The sequence below is a fragment of the Microbacterium sp. 1.5R genome (assembly GCF_007667425.1).
GTDB lineage: Bacteria > Actinomycetota > Actinomycetes > Actinomycetales > Microbacteriaceae > Microbacterium.
On record NZ_VDRC01000002.1, the window covers coordinates 22,952 to 46,564 of the forward strand.

The 23,613-nt window shown below is 69.8% G+C and carries 24 protein-coding genes; 18 read left to right on the forward strand and 6 right to left on the reverse strand.

Annotated elements, in window-relative coordinates:
- The first annotated feature begins 64 nt into the window (after positions 1–64).
- On the forward strand, positions 65–1,456 hold the full coding sequence (locus FSY98_RS11030) for a M23 family metallopeptidase (RefSeq protein ID WP_260857375.1): 1,392 nt from the start codon (positions 65–67) through the stop codon (positions 1,454–1,456).
- Between the two features lie 80 nt (positions 1,457–1,536).
- Here the strand turns inward: FSY98_RS11030 and ppa are convergent, their stop codons facing one another.
- Both ppa and FSY98_RS11040 read right to left on the reverse strand, forming a co-directional pair.
- On the reverse strand, positions 1,537–2,028 hold the full coding sequence (ppa, locus tag FSY98_RS11035; RefSeq protein WP_144876738.1) for an inorganic diphosphatase: 492 nt from the start codon (positions 2,026–2,028) through the stop codon (positions 1,537–1,539).
- A gap of 43 nt (positions 2,029–2,071) precedes the next feature.
- Entirely contained in the window at positions 2,072–2,707 is a 636-nt protein-coding gene (locus FSY98_RS11040) for a TMEM175 family protein (RefSeq protein ID WP_260857376.1), read from the reverse strand.
- Between the two features lie 66 nt (positions 2,708–2,773).
- Between FSY98_RS11040 and tilS the strand changes: the two genes are divergently transcribed.
- Positions 2,774–3,760 (forward strand): tRNA lysidine(34) synthetase TilS, encoded by a 987-nt coding sequence (gene tilS / locus FSY98_RS11045; RefSeq protein ID WP_144876739.1) that lies wholly within the window; start codon positions 2,774–2,776, stop codon positions 3,758–3,760.
- A gap of 18 nt (positions 3,761–3,778) precedes the next feature.
- Here the strand turns inward: tilS and FSY98_RS11050 are convergent, their stop codons facing one another.
- Entirely contained in the window at positions 3,779–4,318 is a 540-nt protein-coding gene (locus FSY98_RS11050; protein ID WP_144876740.1) for a DUF937 domain-containing protein, read from the reverse strand.
- Between the two features lie 128 nt (positions 4,319–4,446).
- Here FSY98_RS11050 and hpt point away from each other — a divergent pair, with 128 nt between their 5' ends.
- From hpt to FSY98_RS11100, 10 genes are all read left to right on the forward strand, one after another.
- The gene (hpt, locus tag FSY98_RS11055; protein WP_144876741.1) at positions 4,447–4,998 is read left to right on the forward strand and encodes a hypoxanthine phosphoribosyltransferase; all 552 of its coding nucleotides are present in this window, start codon (positions 4,447–4,449) and stop codon (positions 4,996–4,998) included.
- Between the two features lie 66 nt (positions 4,999–5,064).
- The gene (ftsH, locus tag FSY98_RS11060; RefSeq protein ID WP_144876742.1) at positions 5,065–7,065 is read left to right on the forward strand and encodes an ATP-dependent zinc metalloprotease FtsH; all 2,001 of its coding nucleotides are present in this window, start codon (positions 5,065–5,067) and stop codon (positions 7,063–7,065) included.
- A 2-nt stretch (positions 7,066–7,067) separates the two neighbouring features.
- Complete coding sequence (folE, locus tag FSY98_RS11065) at positions 7,068–7,670, forward strand: GTP cyclohydrolase I (RefSeq protein ID WP_144876743.1); 603 nt, start codon at positions 7,068–7,070, stop codon at positions 7,668–7,670.
- Entirely contained in the window at positions 7,667–8,470 is an 804-nt protein-coding gene (folP, locus tag FSY98_RS11070) for a dihydropteroate synthase (protein WP_144876744.1), read from the forward strand. Before folE ends, folP begins: the two co-directional genes overlap by 4 nt.
- Positions 8,471–8,474: 4 nt before the next feature.
- Complete coding sequence (folB, locus tag FSY98_RS11075; RefSeq protein WP_222119164.1) at positions 8,475–8,867, forward strand: dihydroneopterin aldolase; 393 nt, start codon at positions 8,475–8,477, stop codon at positions 8,865–8,867.
- Positions 8,864–9,403, forward strand: a complete 540-nt coding sequence (folK, locus tag FSY98_RS11080; protein ID WP_144876745.1) for a 2-amino-4-hydroxy-6-hydroxymethyldihydropteridine diphosphokinase — start codon at positions 8,864–8,866, stop codon at positions 9,401–9,403. The genes folB and folK overlap by 4 nt, the downstream gene beginning before the upstream one ends.
- Positions 9,400–9,897, forward strand: coding sequence for a DUF3180 domain-containing protein (locus FSY98_RS11085; RefSeq protein WP_144876746.1), 498 nt, complete (start codon positions 9,400–9,402; stop codon positions 9,895–9,897). Before folK ends, FSY98_RS11085 begins: the two co-directional genes overlap by 4 nt.
- Positions 9,833–10,429 (forward strand): PH domain-containing protein, encoded by a 597-nt coding sequence (locus tag FSY98_RS11090; protein WP_144876747.1) that lies wholly within the window; start codon positions 9,833–9,835, stop codon positions 10,427–10,429. Before FSY98_RS11085 ends, FSY98_RS11090 begins: the two co-directional genes overlap by 65 nt.
- The gene (locus tag FSY98_RS11095; protein WP_260857377.1) at positions 10,426–12,444 is read left to right on the forward strand and encodes a PH domain-containing protein; all 2,019 of its coding nucleotides are present in this window, start codon (positions 10,426–10,428) and stop codon (positions 12,442–12,444) included. Before FSY98_RS11090 ends, FSY98_RS11095 begins: the two co-directional genes overlap by 4 nt.
- Positions 12,437–13,141, forward strand: a complete 705-nt coding sequence (locus FSY98_RS11100; RefSeq protein ID WP_144876748.1) for a DUF2520 domain-containing protein — start codon at positions 12,437–12,439, stop codon at positions 13,139–13,141. The genes FSY98_RS11095 and FSY98_RS11100 overlap by 8 nt, the downstream gene beginning before the upstream one ends.
- Positions 13,142–13,155: 14 nt before the next feature.
- Here the strand turns inward: FSY98_RS11100 and FSY98_RS11105 are convergent, their stop codons facing one another.
- Positions 13,156–14,994 (reverse strand): DUF2207 domain-containing protein, encoded by a 1,839-nt coding sequence (locus FSY98_RS11105; protein ID WP_144876749.1) that lies wholly within the window; start codon positions 14,992–14,994, stop codon positions 13,156–13,158.
- A gap of 103 nt (positions 14,995–15,097) precedes the next feature.
- Here FSY98_RS11105 and lysS point away from each other — a divergent pair, with 103 nt between their 5' ends.
- Complete coding sequence (lysS, locus tag FSY98_RS11110; protein WP_144876750.1) at positions 15,098–16,624, forward strand: lysine--tRNA ligase; 1,527 nt, start codon at positions 15,098–15,100, stop codon at positions 16,622–16,624.
- Positions 16,625–16,645: 21 nt separating this feature from the next.
- Here the strand turns inward: lysS and FSY98_RS11115 are convergent, their stop codons facing one another.
- Positions 16,646–17,761, reverse strand: a complete 1,116-nt coding sequence (locus FSY98_RS11115; RefSeq protein WP_144876751.1) for a DUF4192 family protein — start codon at positions 17,759–17,761, stop codon at positions 16,646–16,648.
- 112 nt (positions 17,762–17,873) lie between these two features.
- Between FSY98_RS11115 and FSY98_RS16730 the strand changes: the two genes are divergently transcribed.
- The 3 genes from FSY98_RS16730 (at position 17,874) to FSY98_RS11125 (ending at position 20,387) form a co-directional block, all read left to right on the forward strand.
- On the forward strand, positions 17,874–18,047 hold the full coding sequence (locus FSY98_RS16730) for a hypothetical protein (protein WP_186307655.1): 174 nt from the start codon (positions 17,874–17,876) through the stop codon (positions 18,045–18,047).
- A gap of 90 nt (positions 18,048–18,137) precedes the next feature.
- A complete protein-coding gene (cls, locus tag FSY98_RS11120) occupies positions 18,138–19,598 on the forward strand; it encodes a cardiolipin synthase (RefSeq protein ID WP_144876752.1) in 1,461 nt (486 codons plus the stop codon).
- A gap of 63 nt (positions 19,599–19,661) precedes the next feature.
- Positions 19,662–20,387: a hypothetical protein gene (locus FSY98_RS11125; RefSeq protein WP_144876753.1), complete on the forward strand. Its 726-nt coding sequence runs from the start codon at positions 19,662–19,664 to the stop codon at positions 20,385–20,387.
- Between the two features lie 17 nt (positions 20,388–20,404).
- Here the strand turns inward: FSY98_RS11125 and FSY98_RS11130 are convergent, their stop codons facing one another.
- A complete protein-coding gene (locus tag FSY98_RS11130; protein WP_144876754.1) occupies positions 20,405–21,403 on the reverse strand; it encodes a diacylglycerol kinase family protein in 999 nt (332 codons plus the stop codon).
- A gap of 74 nt (positions 21,404–21,477) precedes the next feature.
- Between FSY98_RS11130 and serS the strand changes: the two genes are divergently transcribed.
- Positions 21,478–22,761: a serine--tRNA ligase gene (serS, locus tag FSY98_RS11135; protein WP_144876755.1), complete on the forward strand. Its 1,284-nt coding sequence runs from the start codon at positions 21,478–21,480 to the stop codon at positions 22,759–22,761.
- Positions 22,758–23,576: an HAD family hydrolase gene (locus FSY98_RS11140; protein ID WP_144876756.1), complete on the forward strand. Its 819-nt coding sequence runs from the start codon at positions 22,758–22,760 to the stop codon at positions 23,574–23,576. Before serS ends, FSY98_RS11140 begins: the two co-directional genes overlap by 4 nt.
- Positions 23,577–23,613 lie beyond the last annotated feature (37 nt).

Genomic DNA, 23,613 nt, shown 5'->3' on the forward strand with positions numbered 1-23,613 from the left:
CCTCTGTTGCAGGTGTGACGGTTGTTGTTAGTGTGGCATCTGTGAAACCGGCGGAAGGGGCCGAGTGAACGACGAGCATCTCTCCCAGGATGCGGGCCTTCTGGCGTCCGACGACTGCGGCTGCGCGCCCACGTCGGCCGAAGGGCGTGCCCTCTGGTCGAAGGACGCGATGAGCCGCCGCGGTGCGCTCGGCCTCGGCCTCGGCGCCCTCGGGGTCGTCGCGCTCAGCGCGTTCGGCATCGGCGCGACCACGTCCGCCGCCTACGCCGCGAACTACCCCAGCTGGGACGACGTGCAGCGGGCCATGAGCAACGAGAGCGCGAAGGCGTCCGAAGTCACGCGTATCGAGGGACTCATCCAGTCGCTCACGCAGAAGGTCGCCGAGACGCAGGCTGCGGCAGAGGTCGCCGGTGCCGAGTTCGATGCGGCGCAGCAGGCCTACTTCGACGCGATCGCCGCCGCCGATGCGCTGCAGGCCCAGGCGGACGCCCAGGCCGTCGTCGCGGATGACGCCAACCGCAAGGCCGCGCAGCTCGCCGCGCAGCTGTACCGCAACGGCGGGGACGACACGGCCCTCGAGCTGTTCTTCTCCCAGTCCGCGGACGACGCCGACGACCTGTTGTCCCGACTCGGGTCGATGGACAAGGTCTACCAGTACAACCAGACGATGTACGACAACGCCGTGGCCGCCCGCAACTCCGCGCAGTCGCTCAGCGACCAGGCCGTCGTCGCGCGGAACGAGCGCGATCGTCTGCAGCAGGTCGCCGAGCAGAAGATGATCGCCGCGCAGGAAGCAGCGTCCGCGGCGCAGGCCGCCCTCGACGAGCAGTCCGCGAACCTCGCCACCATGCAGGCGCAGCTCGCCGCACTCAAGGACCAGACCGCGACCACCGTCGCCGGCTACCAGGAGGGCGTGCGCGTCGCCGAGGAGGAGCGCAAGCGGCGCGAGGCCGAGGAGGCAGCGGCCGCGGCAGCCGCAGCCGCAGCCGCAGCGAACTCCGGTGGCGGCGGAGGCGGCGGTGGCGGCACGGGCGGTTCGCCCGGATCGGGCGGATGGGTCCGTCCGCAGGGCGGGCACCGCAGCGCGGGCTTCGGCCCCCGGCCCAAGCCGTGCGCGGCCTGCTCCGGATATCACTACGGCGTCGACCTGGCGAACGGCTGCGGCGCGGCGATCTACGCCGCCCAGTCCGGGACGGTCGATTACGCCGGCCCCAAGGGCAACTACGGCAACTACATCCGCATCCAGCATGGCGGCGGGATCGCCACCGGGTACGCGCACATCCGCAACGGCGGCTTCGCGGTGCGCAGCGGACAGTGGGTGAGCTCCGGCCAGGTCATCGCGTACGCCGGCAACACCGGGGCGTCCGTCGGCTGCCACCTGCACTTCGAGGTGTACATCAACGGCGGGTACACCAACCCGATCAACTTCATGGCAGACCGGGGCATCTCCGTCTGACCGGTCGCACGATCACGCAGAAGACCCCCGGCCGCTGAGCGGAACCGGGGGTCTTCGACGTTCGTGCGCGGCGGCGCTGGTCAGTGACCCTGCTCGCCGAAACGGGCGATCGCCTCGTCGAGGATGCGCTCGGCCTCGGCCTTGTCGCCCCATGCGTCGACCTTGACCCACTTGTTCGGCTCGAGGTCCTTGTAGTGCTCGAAGAAGTGCGCGATCTCCTTCTTCGTGTACTCGGCGATGTCGTCGATGTCCTGGATGTGCGCCCAGCGCGGATCCTTCGACAGCACGGCCACGAGCTTGTCGTCTCCGCCAGCCTCATCGCTCATCTTGAGCACGGCGACCGGACGCACCTCGACGACGACGCCCGGGTAGATGGCGTGGTCGAGCAGCACGAGCACGTCGAGCGGGTCGCCGTCCTCGCCGAGAGTGTTGTCGAAGTAGCCGTAGTCGGCCGGGTACCCGAAGGTCGTGTAGAGCACGCGGTCGAGGTGCACTCGCCCGGTCTCGTGGTCGACCTCGTACTTCACGCGGCTGCCGCGCGGAATCTCGATGACGGCGTCGTGTGCGCCCATGCGTGTGCTCCTCAGAAAAGACGGGTGGATGCCGCGGACCAGCCTACCCGTGAGCAGCATCCCGCCGCCGGACGCCGCGATCGATGAGACGCGTGACGAGTCCGGTGGCGAGCAGCAGGAGCAGGCCGGCATAGGTGTGGTCGGGCAGCAGCAGAGCGATCGCGAGCGCGACCGCGAAGAGGACGATGGCCGACAGGTCGCCGATCACACCAGCGCGCAGCGTCGCCGGCGACGCGGTCGTGAGACCCGGGTTCCTCTGCAGGTAGATCCAGGCGGCGAGCGTCGTGACCTGCGTGAGGATCAGGGTCCCGATGTAGACCACGGTCTGCAGCGCGTCGGTCGACATCTGGCCGATCATCGCCGTCGGCACCGGCAGCCACACGATCGTCACCATCCACGCGACGTTGATCCACAGCAGCGGGCCGGTCATCCATTCGACGTCGCGGTACTGATTGTGATGACCGATCCAGAACGTCGCGATCAGCACGAAGCTCAGTGCGAAGCTCAGCAACTGTCCCGAGTGCTCCGTGAAGAACTCGGCCGTCGTCAGCTTGCCCGACGCCGCCTCCGACACCGCCTCCATGAGCGGCAGGATAAGGAGGGTCATCGCGATCGCGACGACCGCGTCCACGAAGGCCTTGAAGCGCTCTGGTCGGAATCGCGAGGAGTCGTCTGCCACGGCGCCAGACTAGGGCGCGCAGGGCCGGCCGCGCGAGAGGCAGGCGGCGTGATCTACCGTGGGAACGTGCCGTCGCTTCCCCCCGCCATCGCCGAGATCCGCCTGGCCGTGCGCACCGCGCTCGCCGACCTGCCGGAGGGGTCGACCGTGGTCGTCGCGCTCTCCGGCGGCGCCGATTCGCTCGCGCTCGCCGCGGCGACGGCGTTCGAAGCGCCGAAGCTCGGTCTGCGTGCGGGGACGCTCACCGTCGATCACGGCTTGCAGGACGGGTCGGATGCCGTCGCTCGCCGTGCCGCGGAGGGCGCCGCCGCCCTCGGACTCGGCGCGCTCGTCGTGCGGGTCGAGGTGGGCGGCGAGGGCGGACCCGAAGCGGCCGCCCGAGACGCCCGGTACCGCGTCCTCGCCGAGGGAGCTGCGGATGCCGGAGCGGTCGCCGTGCTGCTCGGTCACACGCTCGACGATCAGGCGGAGTCCGTGCTGCTCGGGCTCGCCAGGGGATCGGGAGCGGCCAGTCTGCAGGGGATGGCGCCCCTCCGCATCGACGAGGACGGCCTCCGCTGGATCCGGCCCATGCTGGGCGTGCGCCGCGAGACGACGCGGGCGTTCTGCGCGGCATCCGCTCTCGATGTGTGGGACGACCCGCACAACGCCGATCCCCGCTTCGCGCGGGTGCGGGTGCGCGACCGGGCGCTGCCGGTGCTGGAGGCCGAACTCGGCCCGGGTGTCGCCGAGGCGCTCGCCCGCACGGCCGAGCAGCTGCGCGAAGACGCCGAGGCGTTCGACGAGATGATCCACGAGACGATCGAGGACATCGTCGAACATGCCGAAGCCGGCATCTCGGTGAGCGCGGCCGCCCTCGCCGCCAATCCCGCCGCGCTGCGGAACCGCATCATCCGCCTCGTGGTCGACAGCGAGTTCGGAGCCAGCCTGACCCGGGTGCAGACGCTCGAAGTCGCGCGCCTGGCCACCGAGTGGGCGGGTCAGGGGCCGATCGATCTGCCCGGATGCTCCGCCCGACGCGTCGGCGGCCGGATCGTCTTCACCGCGAGCTGACCCGCTCCGCTTCGCGCGCTACTTCTTGCCGAAGAGCCCGCCCAGCACGCCGCCGAGCAGGTCGCCGATGCCGCCGCCGCCCGACTTCGAGTCGCCGCCGCCGAGCAGCCCGCCGATCACGTCGCCGAGGCCACCGCCGCCCGACTGCTGGCCGCTGGACGAGGTGTCCTTGCTCTTCGTCGCGTTCGCGATGAGTCCCATCACGATCGGGGCGAGGATGGGCAGCAGCTTGCCGAAGTCGATGCCCGCCGTCTCCTTCGACTCGTTGAGCTTCTTCGTGACCTTCGTCTCGTCTGCGCCGAGGATGTGCGAGACGATCTTGCCGCCGTCCTTCTGGTCGATGTCGTCGACCTTCTTCGCGCTCCCCGAGCCCTGGTGGCGCTTCAGGGCGTTCTCGATCGCCGACGACCCCTCCGACGTCGAGGCGTTCTTTGCGAGTCCGCTGAGCAGCACCGCGCCGCCCTGCTCGACCGCGGCCCTGGCCTCGTCGTGCGAGACGCCCAGCTTCGCGGCGACGTCGTCGATCGGGACCTGCTTCAGGATGTCGTCGAGAGCCATGAGGATTCCTTCCATCAGGGGCGGTCGCCCGTGTCACCGCCCAGGGTAGTGCGCACCGACGACACCAGGGGAGGGGCTGGACACGACCGTCGGCCTGAGCATCCGCCGTCGTCGCCTAAAATCGATCCATGCGCGCCGCCGAGATCCAGGACGACCTTGCACAGATCCTCGTCACCGAGGAGGAGATCGTCGCGAAGCTCGACGAGCTCGCCGCTCAGGTGGCTGCCGACTACGACGGCAAGGACCTCATCCTCGTCGGCGTCCTCAAGGGCGCCGTGATGGTGATGGCCGACTTCGCCAGGGCGCTGCCCTTCCACGCCCCGATGGACTGGATGGCCGTGTCGAGCTACGGCGCGAGCACGAAGTCGAGCGGCGTGGTGCAGATCCGCAAGGACCTCGACACCGACCTGAACGGCAAGCACGTGCTGATCGTCGAGGACATCATCGATTCGGGACTCACGCTCAGCTGGCTGCTCGAGAACTTCGGCTCGCGCGGAGCGGCGTCGATCGAGGTGCTCGCGCTGCTCCGCAAGCCCGAGGCGGCCAAGGTGCACATCGACTGCAAGTACGTCGGCTTCGACATCCCCACCGACTTCGTCGTCGGCTACGGGCTCGACTACGACGAGCGCTACCGCAACCTGCGTGACGTCGCGGTGCTCGCGCCCCACGTGTACTCCTGAGAAGCCGTACGCCGTGGGTGAACGCACAGCGGTCACCTAGGGCGTGCGCGATACGCTGATCCGACCATGGATGTCAAGAAGCTCACGCGGAACCCGCTGATCTACATCGCCCTGATCGGACTGCTGCTGTTCGGCGGCTTCCTGCTGATCTCGAACCTCGGCGCCCCCAAGCAGATCACCACCCAGGAGGGGCTGACGCTGCTCGCGGGCGACACGGTGACCGAGGTCGTCACGACCGACGGCGACCAGCGCGTCGACATGACCCTGTCGAAGGCGTTCGAGGGCAGCGAGAACGTCCAGTTCTACTACGTCGAGGCCCGGGCCGACGAGGTCGTCACCGCGATCAACGCGGCCGACCCGAAGGACGGCTTCAACGACAGCGTTCCGCGCGCGACATGGTTCGACGGCATCCTCTCGCTCCTCCTCCCGCTCGTGCTGCTCGGTCTGCTGTTCTGGTGGCTGCTGTCGTCGATGCAGGGCGGCGGCGGCAAGGTCATGCAGTTCGGCAAGTCCAAGGCCAAGCTGGTGAGCAAGGAGACCCCGACGGTGACCTTCGCCGACGTGGCCGGTGCCGACGAGGCGATCGAGGAGCTGCACGAGATCAAGGAGTTCCTCCAGGATCCGGCGAAGTTCCAGGCCATCGGCGCTCGCATCCCGAAGGGCGTGCTGCTGTACGGCCCTCCCGGAACGGGAAAGACGCTGCTCGCACGGGCCGTGGCGGGCGAAGCAGGGGCACCGTTCTACTCGATCTCGGGATCGGACTTCGTCGAGATGTTCGTCGGCGTCGGCGCCTCGCGCGTCCGCGACCTGTTCAACCAGGCCAAGGAGAACTCGCCGGCCATCATCTTCATCGACGAGATCGATGCGGTCGGACGCCACCGCGGCGCGGGCATGGGCGGCGGGAACGACGAGCGAGAGCAGACGCTCAACCAGATGCTCGTCGAGATGGACGGCTTCGACCCGAACGCGAACGTGATCGTCATCGCGGCGACGAACCGCCCCGACATCCTCGACCCCGCTCTGCTCCGGCCCGGACGCTTCGACCGTCAGATCGGCGTCGACGCCCCTGACCTCAAGGGTCGGCAGAAGATCCTCGAGGTGCACAGCAAGGGCAAGCCGCTCGCGAAGAGCGTCGACCTCGAGGTCGTGGCCCGCAAGACCCCCGGGTTCACCGGTGCCGACCTCGCCAACGTGCTCAACGAGGCCGCGCTGCTCACGGCTCGCTCGAATGCTCAGCTCGTCGACAATCGGGCGCTCGACGAGGCGATCGACCGCGTCATCGCCGGTCCGCAGCGTCGCACCCGCGTCATGAAGGATCGCGAGCGGCTGATCACGGCGTACCACGAGGGCGGCCACGCGCTCGCCGCCGCCGCCATGAACTACACCGACCCGGTGACGAAGATCACCATCCTGCCCCGGGGCAAGGCGCTCGGCTACACCATGGTGCTGCCGCTCGACGACAAGTACTCGGTGACCCGCAACGAGCTGCAGGACCAGCTCACGTACGCCATGGGTGGCCGCGTCGCGGAGGAGATCATCTTCCACGACCCGACCACAGGCGCGTCGAACGACATCGAGAAGGCGACCTCCATCGCCCGCAAGATGGTGCTCGAATACGGCATGACGACCGAGCTCGGTCCGGTCAAGCTCGGCGCCGAGGGCGGTGAGCCGTTCGCCGGCCGCGACATGGGCCGCGGACGCGAGTACTCCGAGTCGATCGCCCAGCGCGTCGACACCGAGGTGCGCGCACTCATCGAGCAGGCGCACGACGAGGCCTACCGGGTGATCAGCGACAACCGCGACATCCTCGACCGCCTCGCCCTGGCGCTGCTCGAGGAGGAGACCCTCGATCACAACCAGATCGCGGAGATCTTCACCGAGGTGCGCAAGCTCCCGGAGCGTCCCCTCTGGCTGTCGAGCGACGACCGCCCCGTGTCGGACGTCCCGCCGATCGAGGTGCCGAAGAAGGTCGTGCCGGTCGCGGCATCCGTCGAAGAACCCGCCGTCGCGCCCCGCACGCAGCAGGGACCGTCGACCGCGACCAGTCCGCGCCCAGCGACGGCCTGATCGTGAGCGTCGACAGGACGCGGATCGAGCGGCTCACGCGTGAGCTCCTCGAGGCGATCGGGGAGGACCCTGATCGACCCGGGCTCCGCCAGACGCCGGCGCGCATGGCCGACCTGTACTCGGAGTTCTTCGCCGGTGTCGGAGAGGATGCCGCGGCACCCCTCGCGCGCACCATCAGCGTCTCGCGCGGCCCGGCGCCTGACACCCTCCCCTCGGGAGCGGTGCTGCTCCGCGACATCCGGTTCCGGTCGGTGTGCGAGCATCACCTGCTCCCGTTCGCCGGCCACGCCCACATCGCCTACCTCCCCGGCGAGCAGGTCGTCGGACTCGGCGCCCTCGTGCGGGTCGTGGAGATCCTCGCGACGCGTCCTCAGGTGCAGGAGCGGCTCGGCGAGCAGATCGCCGATGTCATCGCCGACAACCTCGATTCGCGCGGGGTGCTGGTGGTGCTCGACGCGAGCCATGGCTGCGTGACGATGCGCGGCGGCCGCCAGCCCGAGGCCTCGACCCTGACGATCGCGGCCCGCGGCGAGTACACCGACGCCGTCGCCCGCGCCGAGCTCATCGCCCTGATCGGCGCATCGACCGGGTCATCGCGCGGATGACCGGTATCTGGGGCATCGTCAATGTGACGCCTGATTCGTTCAGCGACGGCGGTCGCTACCTCGATGTGGATCGCGCGGTCGAGCACGGCCTGCGGCTCCGAGCCGATGGTGCCGCGGTGCTCGACGTCGGCGGCGAATCGACCAGGCCCGGCGCGGAGCGCGTGGGCGCCGAGGCCGAGCAGCAGCGCGTGATCCCCGTCATCGAACGACTCGTCGCGGCCGGAGCCCCGGTCAGCATCGACACGCTCAACGCCGCGACGGCCGACGCCGCCGTGCGGGCCGGCGCGCGCATCGTCAACGACGTCTCCGGCGGACTCGCCGACCCCGACATGCGCGATGTCGTCGCGGCATCCGGAGCCGACTACGCGATCGGTCACTGGCGCGGATTCTCCGACGACATGTACGCCCGCGCCGAGTATCACCGCGTCGCCCGCGAGGTCGCGGGCGAGCTGCAGGAGCGAATGGGCGAGGCAGCCGCGGCGGGCATCGCGCCGTCACGGATCATCCTGGACCCCGGCATCGGCTTCGCCAAGGCGGGCGCCCAGAACTGGGAGGTACTGCGCGGTCTCGACGAGATCGTCGCGCTCGGTCCGCGTGTGCTCGTCGGCACGTCGCGCAAGAGGTTCCTCGCCGAGTCCCTGCCGGACGACCCGGAGGGGGGCGTGAGCGAAGAACGCCGTGACCTCGCCACTGCCGTGACCAGCGCCCTCGCGATGCACGCCGGGGCCTGGGCCGTCCGCGTCCACCACGTTGCCGCCACCCGCGACGCTCTCGCGATCGCGCGTGCCTGGGAGGGTTGACCGTATGGACATCATCGACGAGATCGCCCTGACCGGGCTCACGGTGTTCGGCCGTCACGGCGTGTACGACCACGAACGGGAGAACGGCCAGGAGTTTACGATCGACGTGCGGCTCTCGATGCCGCTGCGCGACGCTGCGGCATCCGACGACGTCGCCGACACCGTGCACTACGGCGAGCTGGCCGAGAGGATCGCCGACGTCGTCGGCGGAGAGCCGGTGAACCTGATCGAGACCCTCGCCGAGCGCATCGCCGACGTCGCGCTCGACGACCGGCGCGTGCGCGCGGCGACCGTGACGGTGCACAAGCCGCACGCCCCCATCCCGCTGTCCTTCGCCGACGTCTCCGTGACCGTGCGCCGCACGCGGACGCTCTCCGCCGAGGAGGTCTCTCCATGAGCCGCACCCTGACCATGCCGCCGAATCTGCCCGGCCCTCGGCCTTCCCGACCCGAGACCGTCGCGGTCGTCGCGCTCGGAGCGAATCTCGGCGAGCGGGAGGAGACGATCCGTGCGGCCGCCGCGCGCATCGCCCGCCTGCCCCTGGTGTCGGAGGTGCAGCTCTCGCCGTTGCACGAGACCGTCGCGGTGCGGGTCGACGGCCCGGATCCCGAGGCCCCGGCGTATGTGAACGCCGTCGCGCTGGTCACGACGCGCCTCGCTCCGTCGGTGCTGTTGGGCATGCTGCACGCCATCGAGGAGGAGAACGGGCGCGAACGCCACGAGCGATGGGGCGACCGCACCCTCGACCTCGACCTGATCGCCTACGGCGACGAGACATCGGATGCCGAGGCGATGCTGCTCCCGCATCCGCGTGCCGCCGAGCGGCTCTTCGTGCTCGACCCGTGGCTCGACCTCGACCCCGATGCGGTGCTGCCCGGGCGTGGCCGGGTCGCGGACGTCGCTGCCGCTCTGCGCGAGAGGGGCGACGGATGAGGCGCACGTCGATCGGAGTCCTCCTCGTTCTCGCGCTGCTCGCGACCGGGGCGGGCTTCCTGCTCGATCATGTGCTCACGGTGATGGGGCGGGTCACGTTCACCCCGTCGCTCCTCCTTCCGCTGCTCCTCCTCCTCATCGCGGCCGCCGCGCTGTCGGTCGCCTGGCCGGTGCGCGCGAGCGTGCGCAGCGGCGCACGCATCGACCCGTTCCGTGCGACGCGGGCCGTGACCCTCGCGAGGGCCTCCAGCCTGCTCGGCGCGATCATGGCCGGGTTCGGAGCCGGGCTGCTCGTCTTCCTCCTGTCGCGGCCCGTTGATCCCCCGGTAGGGTCGACTGTGGCGATGCTGGCGCTGATCGGGAGTGCGATCGTGCTCGCGATCGCTGCACTCGTCGCCGAACAGTTCTGCACCCTGCCGAAGGATCCTGATGACTCAGAGCCCAGAGACCGAGCCGGGGACCCCGGCCCCGCTGAACTCGGCGGAGGTCACTGACCGCGCGGCCCTCGACGCCGGCACCTATACGCAGCTGCGAACGGTGCGCAGCGAGGCCCGCCTCGAACTCGACGGCGCCTGGCACCAGATCTCGCCGCGCTATGTCGTGTCGCAGATCGTGCAGAACGTGATCTTCATCGCCGTCATCGTCGCCATCGCCGCGGCGCTGGCACTCGTGCTGCACCAGACCTGGGCGTGGATCCCTGCCGGCGTGATCGTCGTGATCACTCTGATCACCCTGATCATCCTCCCGCGTCAGGCGAAGGCGATCGGCTACATGCTGCGCGACGACGACATCGTGTTCCGCAAGGGCATCCTGTGGCAGCGCATGATCGCCGTGCCATACGGTCGCATGCAGCTCGTCGACATCACCCAGGGGCCGCTCGACCGCGCGTTCGGAGTGACGCAGTTGAAGATGGTGACCGCGGCGGCGACCACCGGCGTGCAGATCCCCGGGCTCACGCAGGCCGCCGCTGAAGCGCTGCGCGACACGCTGATCGAGGTCGCCGAGACCCGCCGGACCGGCCTGTGAGCGAGCCGCAGCTGCCGCCGCCCGGAGTCACGACACCGACGCCGCCACGGCGCGGCGATTCGACGACCCTCGCTGACGGCGAGTGGCACCGGATGCATCCGCTCACCCCGCTCTTCAAGGGTGGGCTGGCGCTCATCATCGTCGCCGGAATCGCGGTCGCGAACCTCCGCGACCGTCTCATCGCCTGGTTCGTCGACCTGTTCACGCCTGAAGAGGCGCACTACGACCAGTACGGCGGGGGAGACCCCGTCGAATGGGTGCTCGCCAACAACCTGATCCTCGTGGTGCTGCTGAGCGTGCTCGGACTCGCGGCAGTGCTCGTGGCCGTCTTCTGGCTGGTCTGGCGGTTCCAGCAGTTCCGGATCACCGGCGATCACGTCGAGGTGCGCAAGGGCATCGTCTTCCGCTCGCACCGCCGCGCCCCGCTCGACCGGGTGCAGGGCGTCAACCTCACTCGTCCGTTCCCGGCGCGGATCATCGGTCTCGCGAAGCTCGAGGTGGTCGGTGCCGGCACCGACTCCAACGTCGAGCTCGAGTACCTCGCCACGGCGCGCGCCGAATCGGTGCGCGCCGACATCCTTCGCCTCGCGTCCGGCGCGCGAGCCGCCCGGCAGTCGGCGGTCGCCGGCGCGGCCCGGGTGCCCGGTGCCGACGGCGCGAACGGGGATGCCGCGGGCGCGACGCCGACCGCGCCGGGTTCGGCCCGCGCACAGCTCGTCGGATCGATGAACGACGGCGTCAACGGACTCATCGGCGGTGTCGACCTGGCCGACGTCGAGCCGGAGAGCGTCGTCAAGATCCCGACAGGACGCCTCGTCGGGGCGCAGCTCATCTCGAGCGTGCTGTGGCTGGTGTTCTTCGGCGTCATCTTCCTCGTCGCGATCGGCGGCATCCTCATCGGATCCGTTCTCGACGGCGACCCCCTGGGCGACCTCATCGGTCTCGGTCTCGGTCTCGGCATGGGGATCCCGCTCGTGATCGCCGTGATCGGAATCACCTGGGCGCAGATCTCGAAGTCGCTGCGGTACTCGATCGCACCGACACCCGACGGTGTGCGCATCACCTACGGCCTGCTGACGACGGTGACCGAGACGCTTCCCCCCGGCCGCATCTTCGCGGTCGAGGTGTCGCAGTCGCTGCTGTGGCGCCCGTTCGGGTGGTGGACGATCCGCATCAACCGCATGAGCGGCAAGAGCGCGGCGCAGCAGCAGTCGGGCAGCGCCCAGCAGTTCAACGTCGTCCTGCCGGTGGGCAAGCGCGCCGACGTCGAACGGGTGCTGGCGCTGGTGCTGCCTGACGCTCCGGTCTCCGACATCCCGCTGGTGTGGGAGCACGGCATCCTGGGTCCCGCTGACGGCGACCCGTACCGCACCATGCCCGGCCGCGCCTGGTGGCGGCGCCCGCTGTCGTGGAAGCGGCAGGGCTACTTCCTGTCCGACTTCGGACTGCTGCTGCGCCGCGGTGTTCTCTGGCGCAAGCTCGCGATCTTCCCGCTCGCGCGCCTGCAGGGCGTCTCGCTCTCCCAGGGCCCGATCGACCGTGCGCAGCGGGTCTCAGGTGCCCAGATCCACTCGGTGCAGGGGGTCATCACGGGATACATCTCGGCTCTCGAGATGACCGATGCCCTGTTCCTGCTCGACGGCGTCAGCGCGGCGGCCGCGAGGGCAGCCGCTATGGACCACACCCATCGCTGGGGGGAGTACGACGCTGCGGATGCCGCAGCCGTGGCGGATCTCGACGGAGCGGGTCGTGCGGCGACTGAGCCGCCGGCTCCGCCCGCGGGGCAGCCGCCGGTCGCGCCGCCGCCCGTGGGGCGGCCGCCAGTACCGCCGGTCGCGTCGCCACCCGTGGGGCAGCCGCCGGTGCCGCCGGTCGCGTCGCCACCCGTGGGGCAGCCGCCGGTGCCGCCGGTCGCGCCGCCACCCGTGGGGCAGCCTCCCGCTGCTCCCGCCGCCCCGCCCGCACCGCCGGCGCCTCCGGTGCCGCCCGCACCCCCGGCTCCGACCGGTGAGTGATTCCGCGAACCGCGACGGACGACTCGGCGTCGGAGTGATCGGTGCAGGGCGCGTGGGTCCGGTGATCGGGGCGGCGCTCGCGGGCGCTGGCCACGCCGTCACCGGCATCACCAGCGGATCCGACGACGACCGCGCCTCGGCGGTGCTGCCGGGCGTCCCTGTCCTCGATGCTCTCGAGGTGGTTCGTCGCAGCGAGCTCGTGGTGCTCGCCGTGCCTCACGACGAGCTGCCGTCGCTGGTGGCCGGCATCGCCGAGGTCGGCGGCTGGCAGATCGGTCAGCTCGTGCTGCATACCGACCCCGGTCACGGGATCGAGGTCCTGCGCCCGGCGGCGGAGCGCGGGGCGATCCCGCTGGCGGTGCACCCGGCCATCACGTTCACCGGCACATCGATCGATCTGCGTCAGCTGCAGGCCGGCTACGCGGCGGTGACCGCACCGTCCGCCGTGCTTCCGATCGCGCAGGCGCTCGCCGTCGAGATGGGCTGCGAACCGGTCGTCATCGCCGAGGGCGATCGTGCGGCCTATGCCGATGCGATCCAGACGGCGACCGAGTTCTCCCGATCGATCATCGCGCAGTCGACCGCGCGATTGAGCGAGATCGGCGTCGACAACGCGGGTGGCTTCCTGTCGGCGCTCGTGCAGTCGACGGTCGAGCGTGCCCTGCGCGATGCCTCGGGCACGCCACCGCTGCTCTGACCGATCAACCGTCGTCAGCGACCGCCGGAGAACCCGCCGCCGCCACCGCCGCCCGCGAAGCCTCCGCCGAACGATCCACCTGAGCTCGACGAACTGCTCGCGCTGGGGGCCGAGTAGCTCGCCGCGGCGTGCGAGGTGGCGGTGAAGGCGGCGAGCTGGGCGTGGAAGAAGGGCGAGCCGGGGTCGCCGATCCAGCCGGCCCCGCGCTGCGCAGAGGCGTAGGCGTTCTCGAGCACGGCGCCCCACTCGGCCTCCATGCCGAAGAGCATCGCGTAGGGGAGCAGTCGCTCGTACACGACCACCACATCGGCGCCGCCTTCCTGCCGGCGGTCGGCCCCCGAGTACGACTGCAGCATCTGCAGACGGTCGGCCTCGGCGACGCGGACGAACTCCCTGACGCCCTGGAGGTACTCGTGCTCGCGCGCTCCGGCAGGCGTGAGCACTGCGTGCGTCGAGAAGGCGTAGAAGCTCGAGATCAGGACGAGCACGACGCCGAAGGCTACGGCGACGAACGCGGGGATGGCCGTGATGCGGCCGGAGATGAGGCCGGACAGCCCGATGGCGAAGCCGGCCAGGACCAGCGCGAGCGCGATCGACTGCAGGATGACGGCGCCGCGACTACGCGCCCTCGTCGTCAGCCCCCGCGCGGCGGCTTCGGCCGTGCCGCTCCCGGTGAGAGCGGTCATGCGCGCGGCGAAAGCCTCGCTGGACGACGGCAGGTCGGCCACGCCGTCGGCATCCGCCTCGGCGAAGAGGGCGTCGAGGGCTTCGACATCGAGGTGATCGGGGATTCGCGCTCCGGGGAGGCGACGGAGACGCGGTTGCTCGGCATCCGCACCCTCCTCGATGCGCAGGGTGCCGCGGACGGCGAGGTGGACGATCTCGGCCGGCACGGGGTTTTTCGCGCCGGGGATGATCGCTGCGGCGAGCAGCGGCGGCATCGAATCGGGGACGTCGTACTGGGCGACGATGATGCCCGTCGCTCGCCGCCGCCTGCGGCGGAACGCCGCCACCGCGAACCAGCTGCCGATCGAGAGTCCGATCGCGCCGACTCCCGCGATCGCCGGAGCCACGTCGGTGACGGGATCCGGTTGCCGCGCGGTCGGCTGCGTCACCGTCCCCGAGGCGAAACCGACGGCGACGGTGACTCCTTCGCCGGCGGCGAGGGAGTCCTGCTCGATGCGGAACGATGATGCGTCGGAGCCGGGGAGGAATGCGCACTCGTCGCGCGACCCCGAGGCTCCCAGGTAGCAGCGGGCGTCTCCGGAGAGGCGGTCGGAAAGCGTGCGGTCGAAGACGATCTCGGCACGGAACGACTCGATCGGCTGCGTGCTGTCGAACGGGAGAAGATCCCAATAGAACTCGTCCGCTCCGTTGTCGGCCGCGAGCATGACGTCTTGCATCTCATATTCGATGACGTACGTCGTCAGCCCCCGGACGAAGTCGTCGTCGCCCGTGAGGATGTACAGCACGCCGTCGTCTTCGTCCGTCTCGTACGGAACGGCCGCACCATCCTCGTCGGTGACCGAGACGACTCGCGGATCGATGCGGGCGTTCTCGTAGCTCGTCGGCAGGCCTCGCACGATGCCGCGGTTCTGGTCTGCGTCGGGGAAACGCGCCGTCAATGTCTCGGTGACGTGCATGCGGGAACGCCCCTCCGCGTCCAGCCCGACCTCGTAGCGGGCGTCCCAGGAGGCGTAGGAGAAGTCGTCGACATCGGCGCCGACCGCGGCGGGGACGGATTGCGCGGCGGCTGCCGGAACCGAGGCCGAGGCAGCGGGTGCCGGCGCGAGCGCGACCGTGCCGCTCAGAACGATCGCGGCGAGAGCGGGGGCGTAGCGGGTGGCTGCCATGCTTCGAGGCTACCCACGAGCGCTCCGATCCGCCGAGATCGAGCGGCTCCGAAGCGCTCCGCGCGCCTCGGTAGACTGGATGCGACTTTCCGAGGAGCCCCGAATGACTGACGCGTCCGCCGCGCCCGAGCAGACCACCGACGCCACCGACGAGGACGTGCACGAGCAGAAGGCCGTGCGCCTCGCCAAGCGCGAGCGACTGATCGCCCAGCGCGCGGATGCCGGAGGTGGAGCCTTTCCGGTCGGAGTGCCGGTGACGCACACCATTCCGGCGCTGCGCGCGGAGTACGGCGACCTCGAAGCGGGTGCCGAGACCGGAGTCCTCGCCGGGGTGGCCGGACGTGTGGTGTTCAGCCGCAACACCGGCAAGCTCTGCTTCGCAACGCTGCAGGCGGGCGACGGGTCGCGCATCCAGGCGATGATCTCGCTCGCGAACGTCGGCGAAGAGTCTCTCGCCGACTGGAAGGAGTACGTCGACCTCGGCGACCACGTCTTCGTGCATGGCGAGGTCATCTCCAGCCGCCGCGGAGAGCTGTCGATCATGGCCGACGGGTGGGCGATCGCGTCGAAGGCGATCCTCCCGCTGCCCAACGCCTACGCGGAGCTGAGCGAAGAGGGCCGCGTGCGCAGCCGCTATCTCGACCTCATCGTGCGTGAGCAGGCGCGGACCACCGTGCGTGCACGCGCTGCGGTCAACGCCAGCCTGCGTGCGACTTTCGCCGGGCACGACTACCTCGAGGTCGAGACGCCGATGCTGCAGGTGCAGCACGGCGGCGCGTCGGCTCGTCCGTTCGTGACGCACTCCAACGCGTTCGACACCGAGCTGTACCTGCGCATCGCGCCGGAGCTGTACCTCAAGCGCGCCGTGGTCGGCGGCATCGAGCGGGTCTACGAGATCAACCGGAACTTCCGCAACGAGGGCGCCGATTCCACGCACAGCCCGGAGTTCGCGATGCTCGAGGCCTACCAGGCGTACGGCGACTACCGGCAGATGGCCGAGCTGACGCAGGAGCTCGTCCAGCAGGCGGCCGTCGCCGTCTCCGGCTCGACGACGGTGACGTGGGCCGACGGCACCGAGTACGACCTCGGAGGCGAGTGGGACCGCATCTCGATGTACGAGTCGCTCTCGACGGCGTCCGGCCGCGCAGTCACCCCGCAGGACGCGGTCGAGGACCTGATCGCCTTCGCCGAGCAGAACGGTGTCGACCTCCCGGCGCAGGCCACGCACGGCAAGCTGGTCGAGGAGCTCTGGGAGCACTTCGTGAAGCCCGACCTCGTGCGGCCGACCTTCGTGATGGACTTCCCGGTCGACACATCGCCGCTCGTTCGCGAGCATCGCTCGGTCGAGGGCGTCGTGGAGAAGTGGGACCTCTACATCCGAGGCTTCGAGCTCGCGACGGGCTACTCCGAGCTCGTCGACCCCGTCATCCAGCGCGAGCGCTTCGTGGAGCAGGCGAAGCTGGCTGCGCGCGGCGACGTCGAGGCGATGCCGGTCGACGAGGAGTTCCTGCGTGCGCTCGAGCACGGCATGCCGCCGTCGGGTGGCATGGGCATGGGGATCGACCGCCTCCTCATGGCGATCACCGGTCTCGGCATCCGCGAGACGATCCTCTTCCCGCTGGTCAAGTAGGACGTTCACGACAGCCGGGTCTCAGGCTGTCGTCTCACGACGGAACGCCCACTCCGGGAGGAGTGCGGCGCCGATCATGGTCTCCAAGAGCGCGGCGAGCCCGTACTGCGGATCGATCTCCCTGACCATTTCGAGGTACCTGCCCGCGTGACTGGATCGACCGAGCGCCCACGACAGCCAGGCCGCCGCCGTGAGCGGTCCCGGTCTCGATGCGCGAGGCGCTCGTGCCGCCGCCGCCCGGACGACGGCCAGGGCCTGTTCGAGGCGGTCGAGATCGGGCCGAGGACCGTGGCCGAGGAACACCTCGCCGAGGTCGTCGGGCACGGGCGTCCGTGCGGCGGAGAACTCCAGCTGCGCGTCGAGAGTACGGATCCCGTCGACGATGTCGGTCGCCCACTGGGTGATCGCGACGTCTCTCAGCAGGGGGCGGTCGAGGCACCAGAGCAGGGCGGCGGTGACGAAGGGCGGCAGGCTGCCGCCCGCGGCGAGCACGGACTCGAAGAACACCGGCACATCGTCGAGCAGCAGGATCGCGGCGAGCGCCTGCGGGTCGTTGCTGCCGGAGAGACCGCGGGAGGGGTCTCGGTCGAGCAGAGTCGTGATCTCGTGCAGCGCACGTCCGACGCGCTCGCGCTCCGCGAAGTCCGTGGACGGGAGGTCCGTGCCGGCGGACTGGTCGCCTGAGACATCGCCGATGCCGGGGATCAGAGGGGCCGGCTGGTCCGCGACAGGCTCGAGCGACGGCTCATCGACGAGGAAGCTGCCCCACCCGGAGGGGGTGACGCAGAGGGCGTCGACGATCTGCAGGCCCGCGTCCGCCGCGCGGCCGAGCACCACGTCGACCTCGACCGAGAACGGGAGCACCACGCCGTCCCTCGTGACCTGCGCCGCGTCGTCCGTGTAGACGACGAGGGCCACGGCATCCGTCCTCTCCACCCGCGAGACGAGCGCGATCGCCGTGTCGGCGTACGCGTCGAGGTCGACCTCGTCTCGGGGGAGATCGAGCCTCATCGCGCCCGAAGTGCGGGTGGCCTGGAAGGGCACCACGACCATGCTCTCGCGAGGGGTGAAGCCGGCGAGGGGTGGGACGAGGCGGAGGAATTCGGAGGAGCTGGAGGCGCGGAGCACGGTGGTCATGGGGCGAGTGTGGTCGAGCCTCGGTGCTCCAACGCGCGATTCCACAGCGGGACCGGGGGATCCCTGGGAACCCGCGAATGTGCAGGAGCAGTGGCTCGCGTACCATGGAGGGATGGAGAATTTCTGGCTCGCGGTCGCCTGGTCGATCCTCCCGACCGTCGGGGTGAGCGTGGTGTTCTTCTTCGTGCTCCGCGGAATCCTGCGGTTCGACCGCACCGAGCGCAAGGTTCACGCGCGCATCGAGGCCGAGGAGCGCGCCGCACGTGGGCTGCCCCCGCGCCCGTGAGCGACGTCTGACCGGTCGGCTACTGTGTAGCGGAGACGGCGGGTTCAGCATCCGCCCCCCGCGATCCGCGCCGCGGGCGGAGAGGGAGCGATGACCACGGAGACCTGGGCCTGGTGGATCACCGCCTTCCTCCTGGTGCTGGACCTCGCAATCCGCATCACCGCGATCATCGTCATCCCGCGGAACCGCCGCCCGACCGCAGCCATGGCGTGGCTGCTCGCGGTGTTCTTCATCCCGTTCGTCGGCGTCTTCCTCTTCATCCTCATCGGGAATCCGCGGTTGCCGCGCGCCCGACGGCGCAAACAGGATCAGATCAACGAGTACATCGCCGAGACCAGCGAGCACCTGCACTTCGGCACGCTGCGTCCGGACGCGCCGAGCTGGTTCCCGCCCCTGGTCGAGATGAACCACCGGCTCGGCGCCCTGCCGATCTCGGGCGACAACGGCGCGCATCTGATCAGCGGATATCAGGAGTCGCTCGACGCGATGGCCGAGGCCATCCGCACCGCGCAGGACTACGTGCACGTCGAGTTCTACATCCTGCAGTCCGACGCATCGACCGACAACTTCTTCCGCGCCATGGAGGAGGCGGCCGATCGGGGCGTGCACGTGCGGGTGCTGCTCGACCACTGGGCCAACAGGTGGAAGCCGCGGTACGGGGCCACGATCGCGCGCCTCAACCGCATGGGCGCCGACTGGCACCTCATGCTGCCGGTGCAGCCTTTCAAGGGCCGGATGCAGCGCCCCGACCTCCGCAATCACCGCAAGCTCCTCGTCGTCGACGGCAAGGTCGCCTTCCTCGGGTCGCAGAACGTCACGGACTCCACCTACAACCTGAAGAAGAACATCAAGCGGGGTCTGCACTGGGTCGACCTCATCGTCCGCATCGACGGACCGGTCGTGCTGAGCGTGAATGCGATCTTTCTCAGCGACTGGTACAGCGAGACCGACGAGGTGCTGCAGGAGATCGACATCTCGCATGCGGAGGCCGGTTCCGGCGACCTCGACTGCCAGGTGGTGCCGTCGGGCCCGGGCTTCGAGGTCGAGAACAACCTGCGCCTCTTCCTCGGCCTGCTCTACGCCGCCAAGCAGAAGATCATGATCGTCAGTCCGTACTTCGTGCCGGACGAAGCGCTGCTGCTCGCCGTGACCGCGGCGGTCGACCGCGGCGTCGAGGTCGAGCTGTTCGTGTCGGAAGAAGGCGACCAGGCGATGGTCTACCACGCCCAGCGCAGCTACTACGAGGTGCTGTTGCGGGCGGGCGTGCGCATCTGGATGTATCGCAAGCCGTTCATCCTGCACACCAAGAGCCTCACGATCGACGACCAGGTCGCGGTGATCGGGTCGAGCAACATGGACATGCGCTCGTTCGGTCTCAACCTCGAGGTGTCGATGCTCGTGCGGGGTGAGGAGTTCGTCTCCGAGATGCGCGGGGTCGAAGACGAATACCGCTCCCTCAGCCGCGAGCTCACGCTGGAGGAGTGGCTGCAACAGCCGCTGAGGTCGACGGTGCTCGACAACCTCGCCCGCCTCACCTCCGCACTGCAGTAACGACTGGGCCGCACTTCGTCAACGGGCCTCCGGCGATCATTTCGCAATGGCTAGCCTGGGGACATGTCCTCTCCCCGGCTCGTCACCGCAACGCTGTCCGTCTTCGCCGTCGCGATCCTGCTCGCCGGGTGCACCAGGGGGCCGGGCGCGGGAGCCGGCGACACCACGTCAGACCCCTCCGCGGGCCCGGGGGCCTCGGACGAGTTCGACGACATGGAAGGCACGATCCTCGACGACGGCCGTCTGTTCGCCGTCGTCTCATGGGGCTCGTCCTCTTGCATCCCGCGGGTCGACGAGGTGACGGCCGACGGGCAGAACGTCTCCGTGACGCTCATCGACTCCGATGCCGACGAGGTCTGCACCGCCGACATGGCTCCGCGTGCGAGCGTGGGCGCACTGCCCGAGGGCGTCGACCCGACGAAGGACGTCACGCTGCAGGTGACGTACGGCGACCTCCAGGACGATGTCGACCTGGACGGCGACACCGCCTTCGGCGCGATGCCGGGGTCGTCCACCGAGTACACGCCGTCGGCGGGGTGGTTCGATGACTCGTCGCTCGTGCTGCTCACCTGGGGCTCGTCAGGCTGCCCGCCCGTGGTCGACAGCGTCGAGGGGGCCGGCAACACGGGAACGGTGACCTTCGCCACCGACCCCGAGAAGATGTGCACGATGGACATGGCTCCGCGCGCGACCATCATCGCCTTCGACGACGATGCCATCGAGGACGAGGGCTTCACGCTCACCCTCGTCGGCGACTCGCTCGACGGCACGGTGCCGGTGCGTGGCTGACGGTCGCGTGGCGCGCGTCAGAGCGATGACACGGGGTGGCCGGCCGGCAGCGCCAGCAGCAGTGCCCCCGGGTCGACTCGACAGGTGATGCGGACAGCGGTGCCGAACTCGTCGCCGTCGAGCTCGATCGGCGTGGGTCGGTTGGCGGCCGCTTCAGCGATGGTGCCCCGGAAGTAGTGCACGGAGGCATCCCTGCCTCGACGATCGAGCACGCGTCGCCCGGCGCGGAACCGCCGGAGCACCGAGTTGTCCCACCAGATCTTGCGCCAGACGCCCAGCCACCCCAGCACGCCGGTCGGCTGGATCACCGCGAGGTCGAGCGTGGCATCCGTGATCGATGCGTCGGGGATCAGCGCAATACCGGCCGGCAGCGTGCCGCAGTTCGCGAAGAGGATGCTGTGCACCTTCGTCGTGTGCAGTCGCCCGTCGTCGACCTGGAACACCGCGCGGAACGGCTCGGCCGTCACGAGCGAGCGCGCAGCGCCGTCGACGTAGGCGATCCATCCCACCGAGCGCTTGAGGTCGGGACGGGTGTTCGCGATCATGTCGGCGTCGAGGCCGATGCCGGCGAGCACGACGTACGCGTGCTCCTCCTCGTCGCCGTTCTCACGAGTCAGTCGCGCCCACCCGATGTCGATCGGATGCCGGAAGTCGCCCAGCGCCGCCCTGATCATGTCGTCCGGTCCGGCGAGCGGGAGTCCGAGATTACGAGCGAGGAGATTGCCCGTCCCGCTCGGCAGGATGGCGAGCGGGACGCCAGTGTTCGCGATCGTCTCCGACACGGCGCGCACCGTGCCGTCGCCGCCGGCCACGAGGATGACGTCGACACCGCGCTCGAGCGCCTGAGCGGTCGCCCGCTGACCGGCATCCTGAACCGTCGTGGGGTAGAAGGCGGGGTGCTCCCATCCCGCCTCTCGCGACAGGTCGCGCACGCGAGCGCGGAGATCCTTCTCGGCGACCTTGATGGGGTTGTAGACGAGAGCGGCCTGTCGCCGGGCCGGGGAGCTCATCGTCATGGCGCTACTCTAACGCCGTGGTGAGCGGCCTCCCGCCGCGCTGACGCGCCCGGGACTCGCCATAGACTTGGTGGATGATCGACCTCGCACTCCTCCGCGAAAACCCGGAGATCGTCCGCCGTTCTCAGGCCGCCCGTGGCAACGACCAGGGCACCGTCGACGCCGCACTCGAGGCCGACCGATCGCGTAGGGCGGCGCTCGCCGCCTTCGAGGAGCTCCGGGCCGAGCAGAACGCGTTCGGCAAGCAGGTCGCGAAGGCGCCGAAGGAGGAGAAGGCCGCGCTCGTCGCGCAGGCCAAAGACCTCGCCGACCGCGTCAAGCAGGCGCAACAGGCGTCGAACGAGGCGTCCGAGAAAGCGGCAGAGGCGCTCGCGCGCATCGAGAACGTCGTCATGGACGGTGTGCCCGCCGGCGGAGAGGCGGACTTCGTCGAGCTGCGCCGCGTCGGCGATGTGCCGACGTTCGACTTCGAACCCCGCGACCACCTCGCGATCGGCGAGATCCTCGGTGCGATCGACATGGAGCGCGGCGCCAAGGTCGCAGGGGCCCGGTTCTACTTCCTCCGGGGGATCGGCGCGCGCCTCGAGATCGCGCTCATGAACCTCGCCCTCGACAAGGCTCTGCAGAACGATTTCGTCCCGCTGATCACGCCGACGCTCGTTCGCCCGGAGATCATGCAGGGCACGGGTTTCCTCGGAGAGCACGCCGACGAGGTCTACCACCTCGACAAGGATGACGATCTGTATCTCGTCGGCACCAGCGAGGTCGCGCTCGCCGGCTACCACAAGGACGAGATCGTCGACCTCGGCCACGGCCCTCTCCGCTACGCCGGCTGGTCGACCTGCTACCGGCGTGAGGCCGGGTCGCACGGTAAGGACACGCGCGGCATCATCCGCGTCCACCAGTTCAACAAGCTCGAGATGTTCGTCTACACGACTCCCGAGGAGGCGGAGGCCGAGCACCTGCGACTCGTCGCGCTGCAGGAGGAGATGCTGACCTCGCTGGGTCTCGCGTACCGGGTGATCGACGTCGCCGCCGGAGATCTCGGCTCCAGCGCCGCGCGCAAGTACGACATCGAGGCCTGGGTGCCAACGCAGGGCGTGTTCCGCGAACTCACCTCCACGTCGAACTGCACCACCTACCAGGCTCGCCGCCTCGACGTGAGGCACCGGCCGGCGGCTGAGGACCGTCAGCAGGCGAAGACCCAGCCCGTCGCGACGCTGAACGGCACGCTCGCGACCACCCGGTGGATCGTGGCGCTGCTCGAGACGCACCAGCAGGCCGACGGATCGGTCCGCGTGCCCGAGGTGCTGCGCCCGTACCTCGGGGGCCTCGAGGTGCTGGAGCCCACCGCATGACCTCCTGGCTCGTCGGTCTCGACGTCGACGGCACGATCCTTCTCGAAGACGAGTCGATGAGTCCCGGTGTGCCGGAGGCCGTCACGCGCCTCCGCGACGGTGGGCACGAGGTGACCATCGCGACCGGCCGCAGCTGGAGCGCCACCGAACGATACGTCGACCTGCTCGGGCTCACACCGGCGTACGTCGTGTGCTCGAACGGCGCTGTGACGATGCGCCGTGTCGGCGATGAGTGGGAGCGCTGGCACATCGAGACCTTCGACGCGTCGCCGGTGCTCGCTCTGTTGCGGGAACGCCTCCCCGAAGCGCGGTACATGGTGGAGCTCGCCTCCGGCCAGCGCCTGTACACCGAGCACCTCGACGACTGGACCCTCGACGGCGGCCGGCAGGTCGGGTTCGAGGAGCTCGTCGCCGAACCGGTGTCGCGGGTCGTCGTCGTGTCACCCGGACACGATGAGGAGGATTTCCACCGTCTCGTCGCCGACGCCGGACTGAATGAGGTGTCGTATGCGATCGGGTGGACCGCGTGGCTCGACATCGCCCCGCAGGGCGTCGACAAGGGCACGGCGCTCGAACGCGTGCGCACCGAGCTCGGATTCGAGGGCGACCGCGTGCTCGTCGCCGGTGACGGACGCAACGACATCGGCATGTTCGAGTGGGCTCGCGAGCTCGGCGGACGGGCCGTCGCGATGGGGCAGGCGCCCGCCGAGGTGAAGGCCGCCGCGGGGGAGACCACGGCCGAGGTCGACGCAGGCGGACTCGCCGATGCGTTGAACACGCTTCCAGCAGCCGCCCAGGTCAGCGCAGGAGAATAGAACTCGGCTAGACTCACGGCTTGTCGGCGGATTCGTC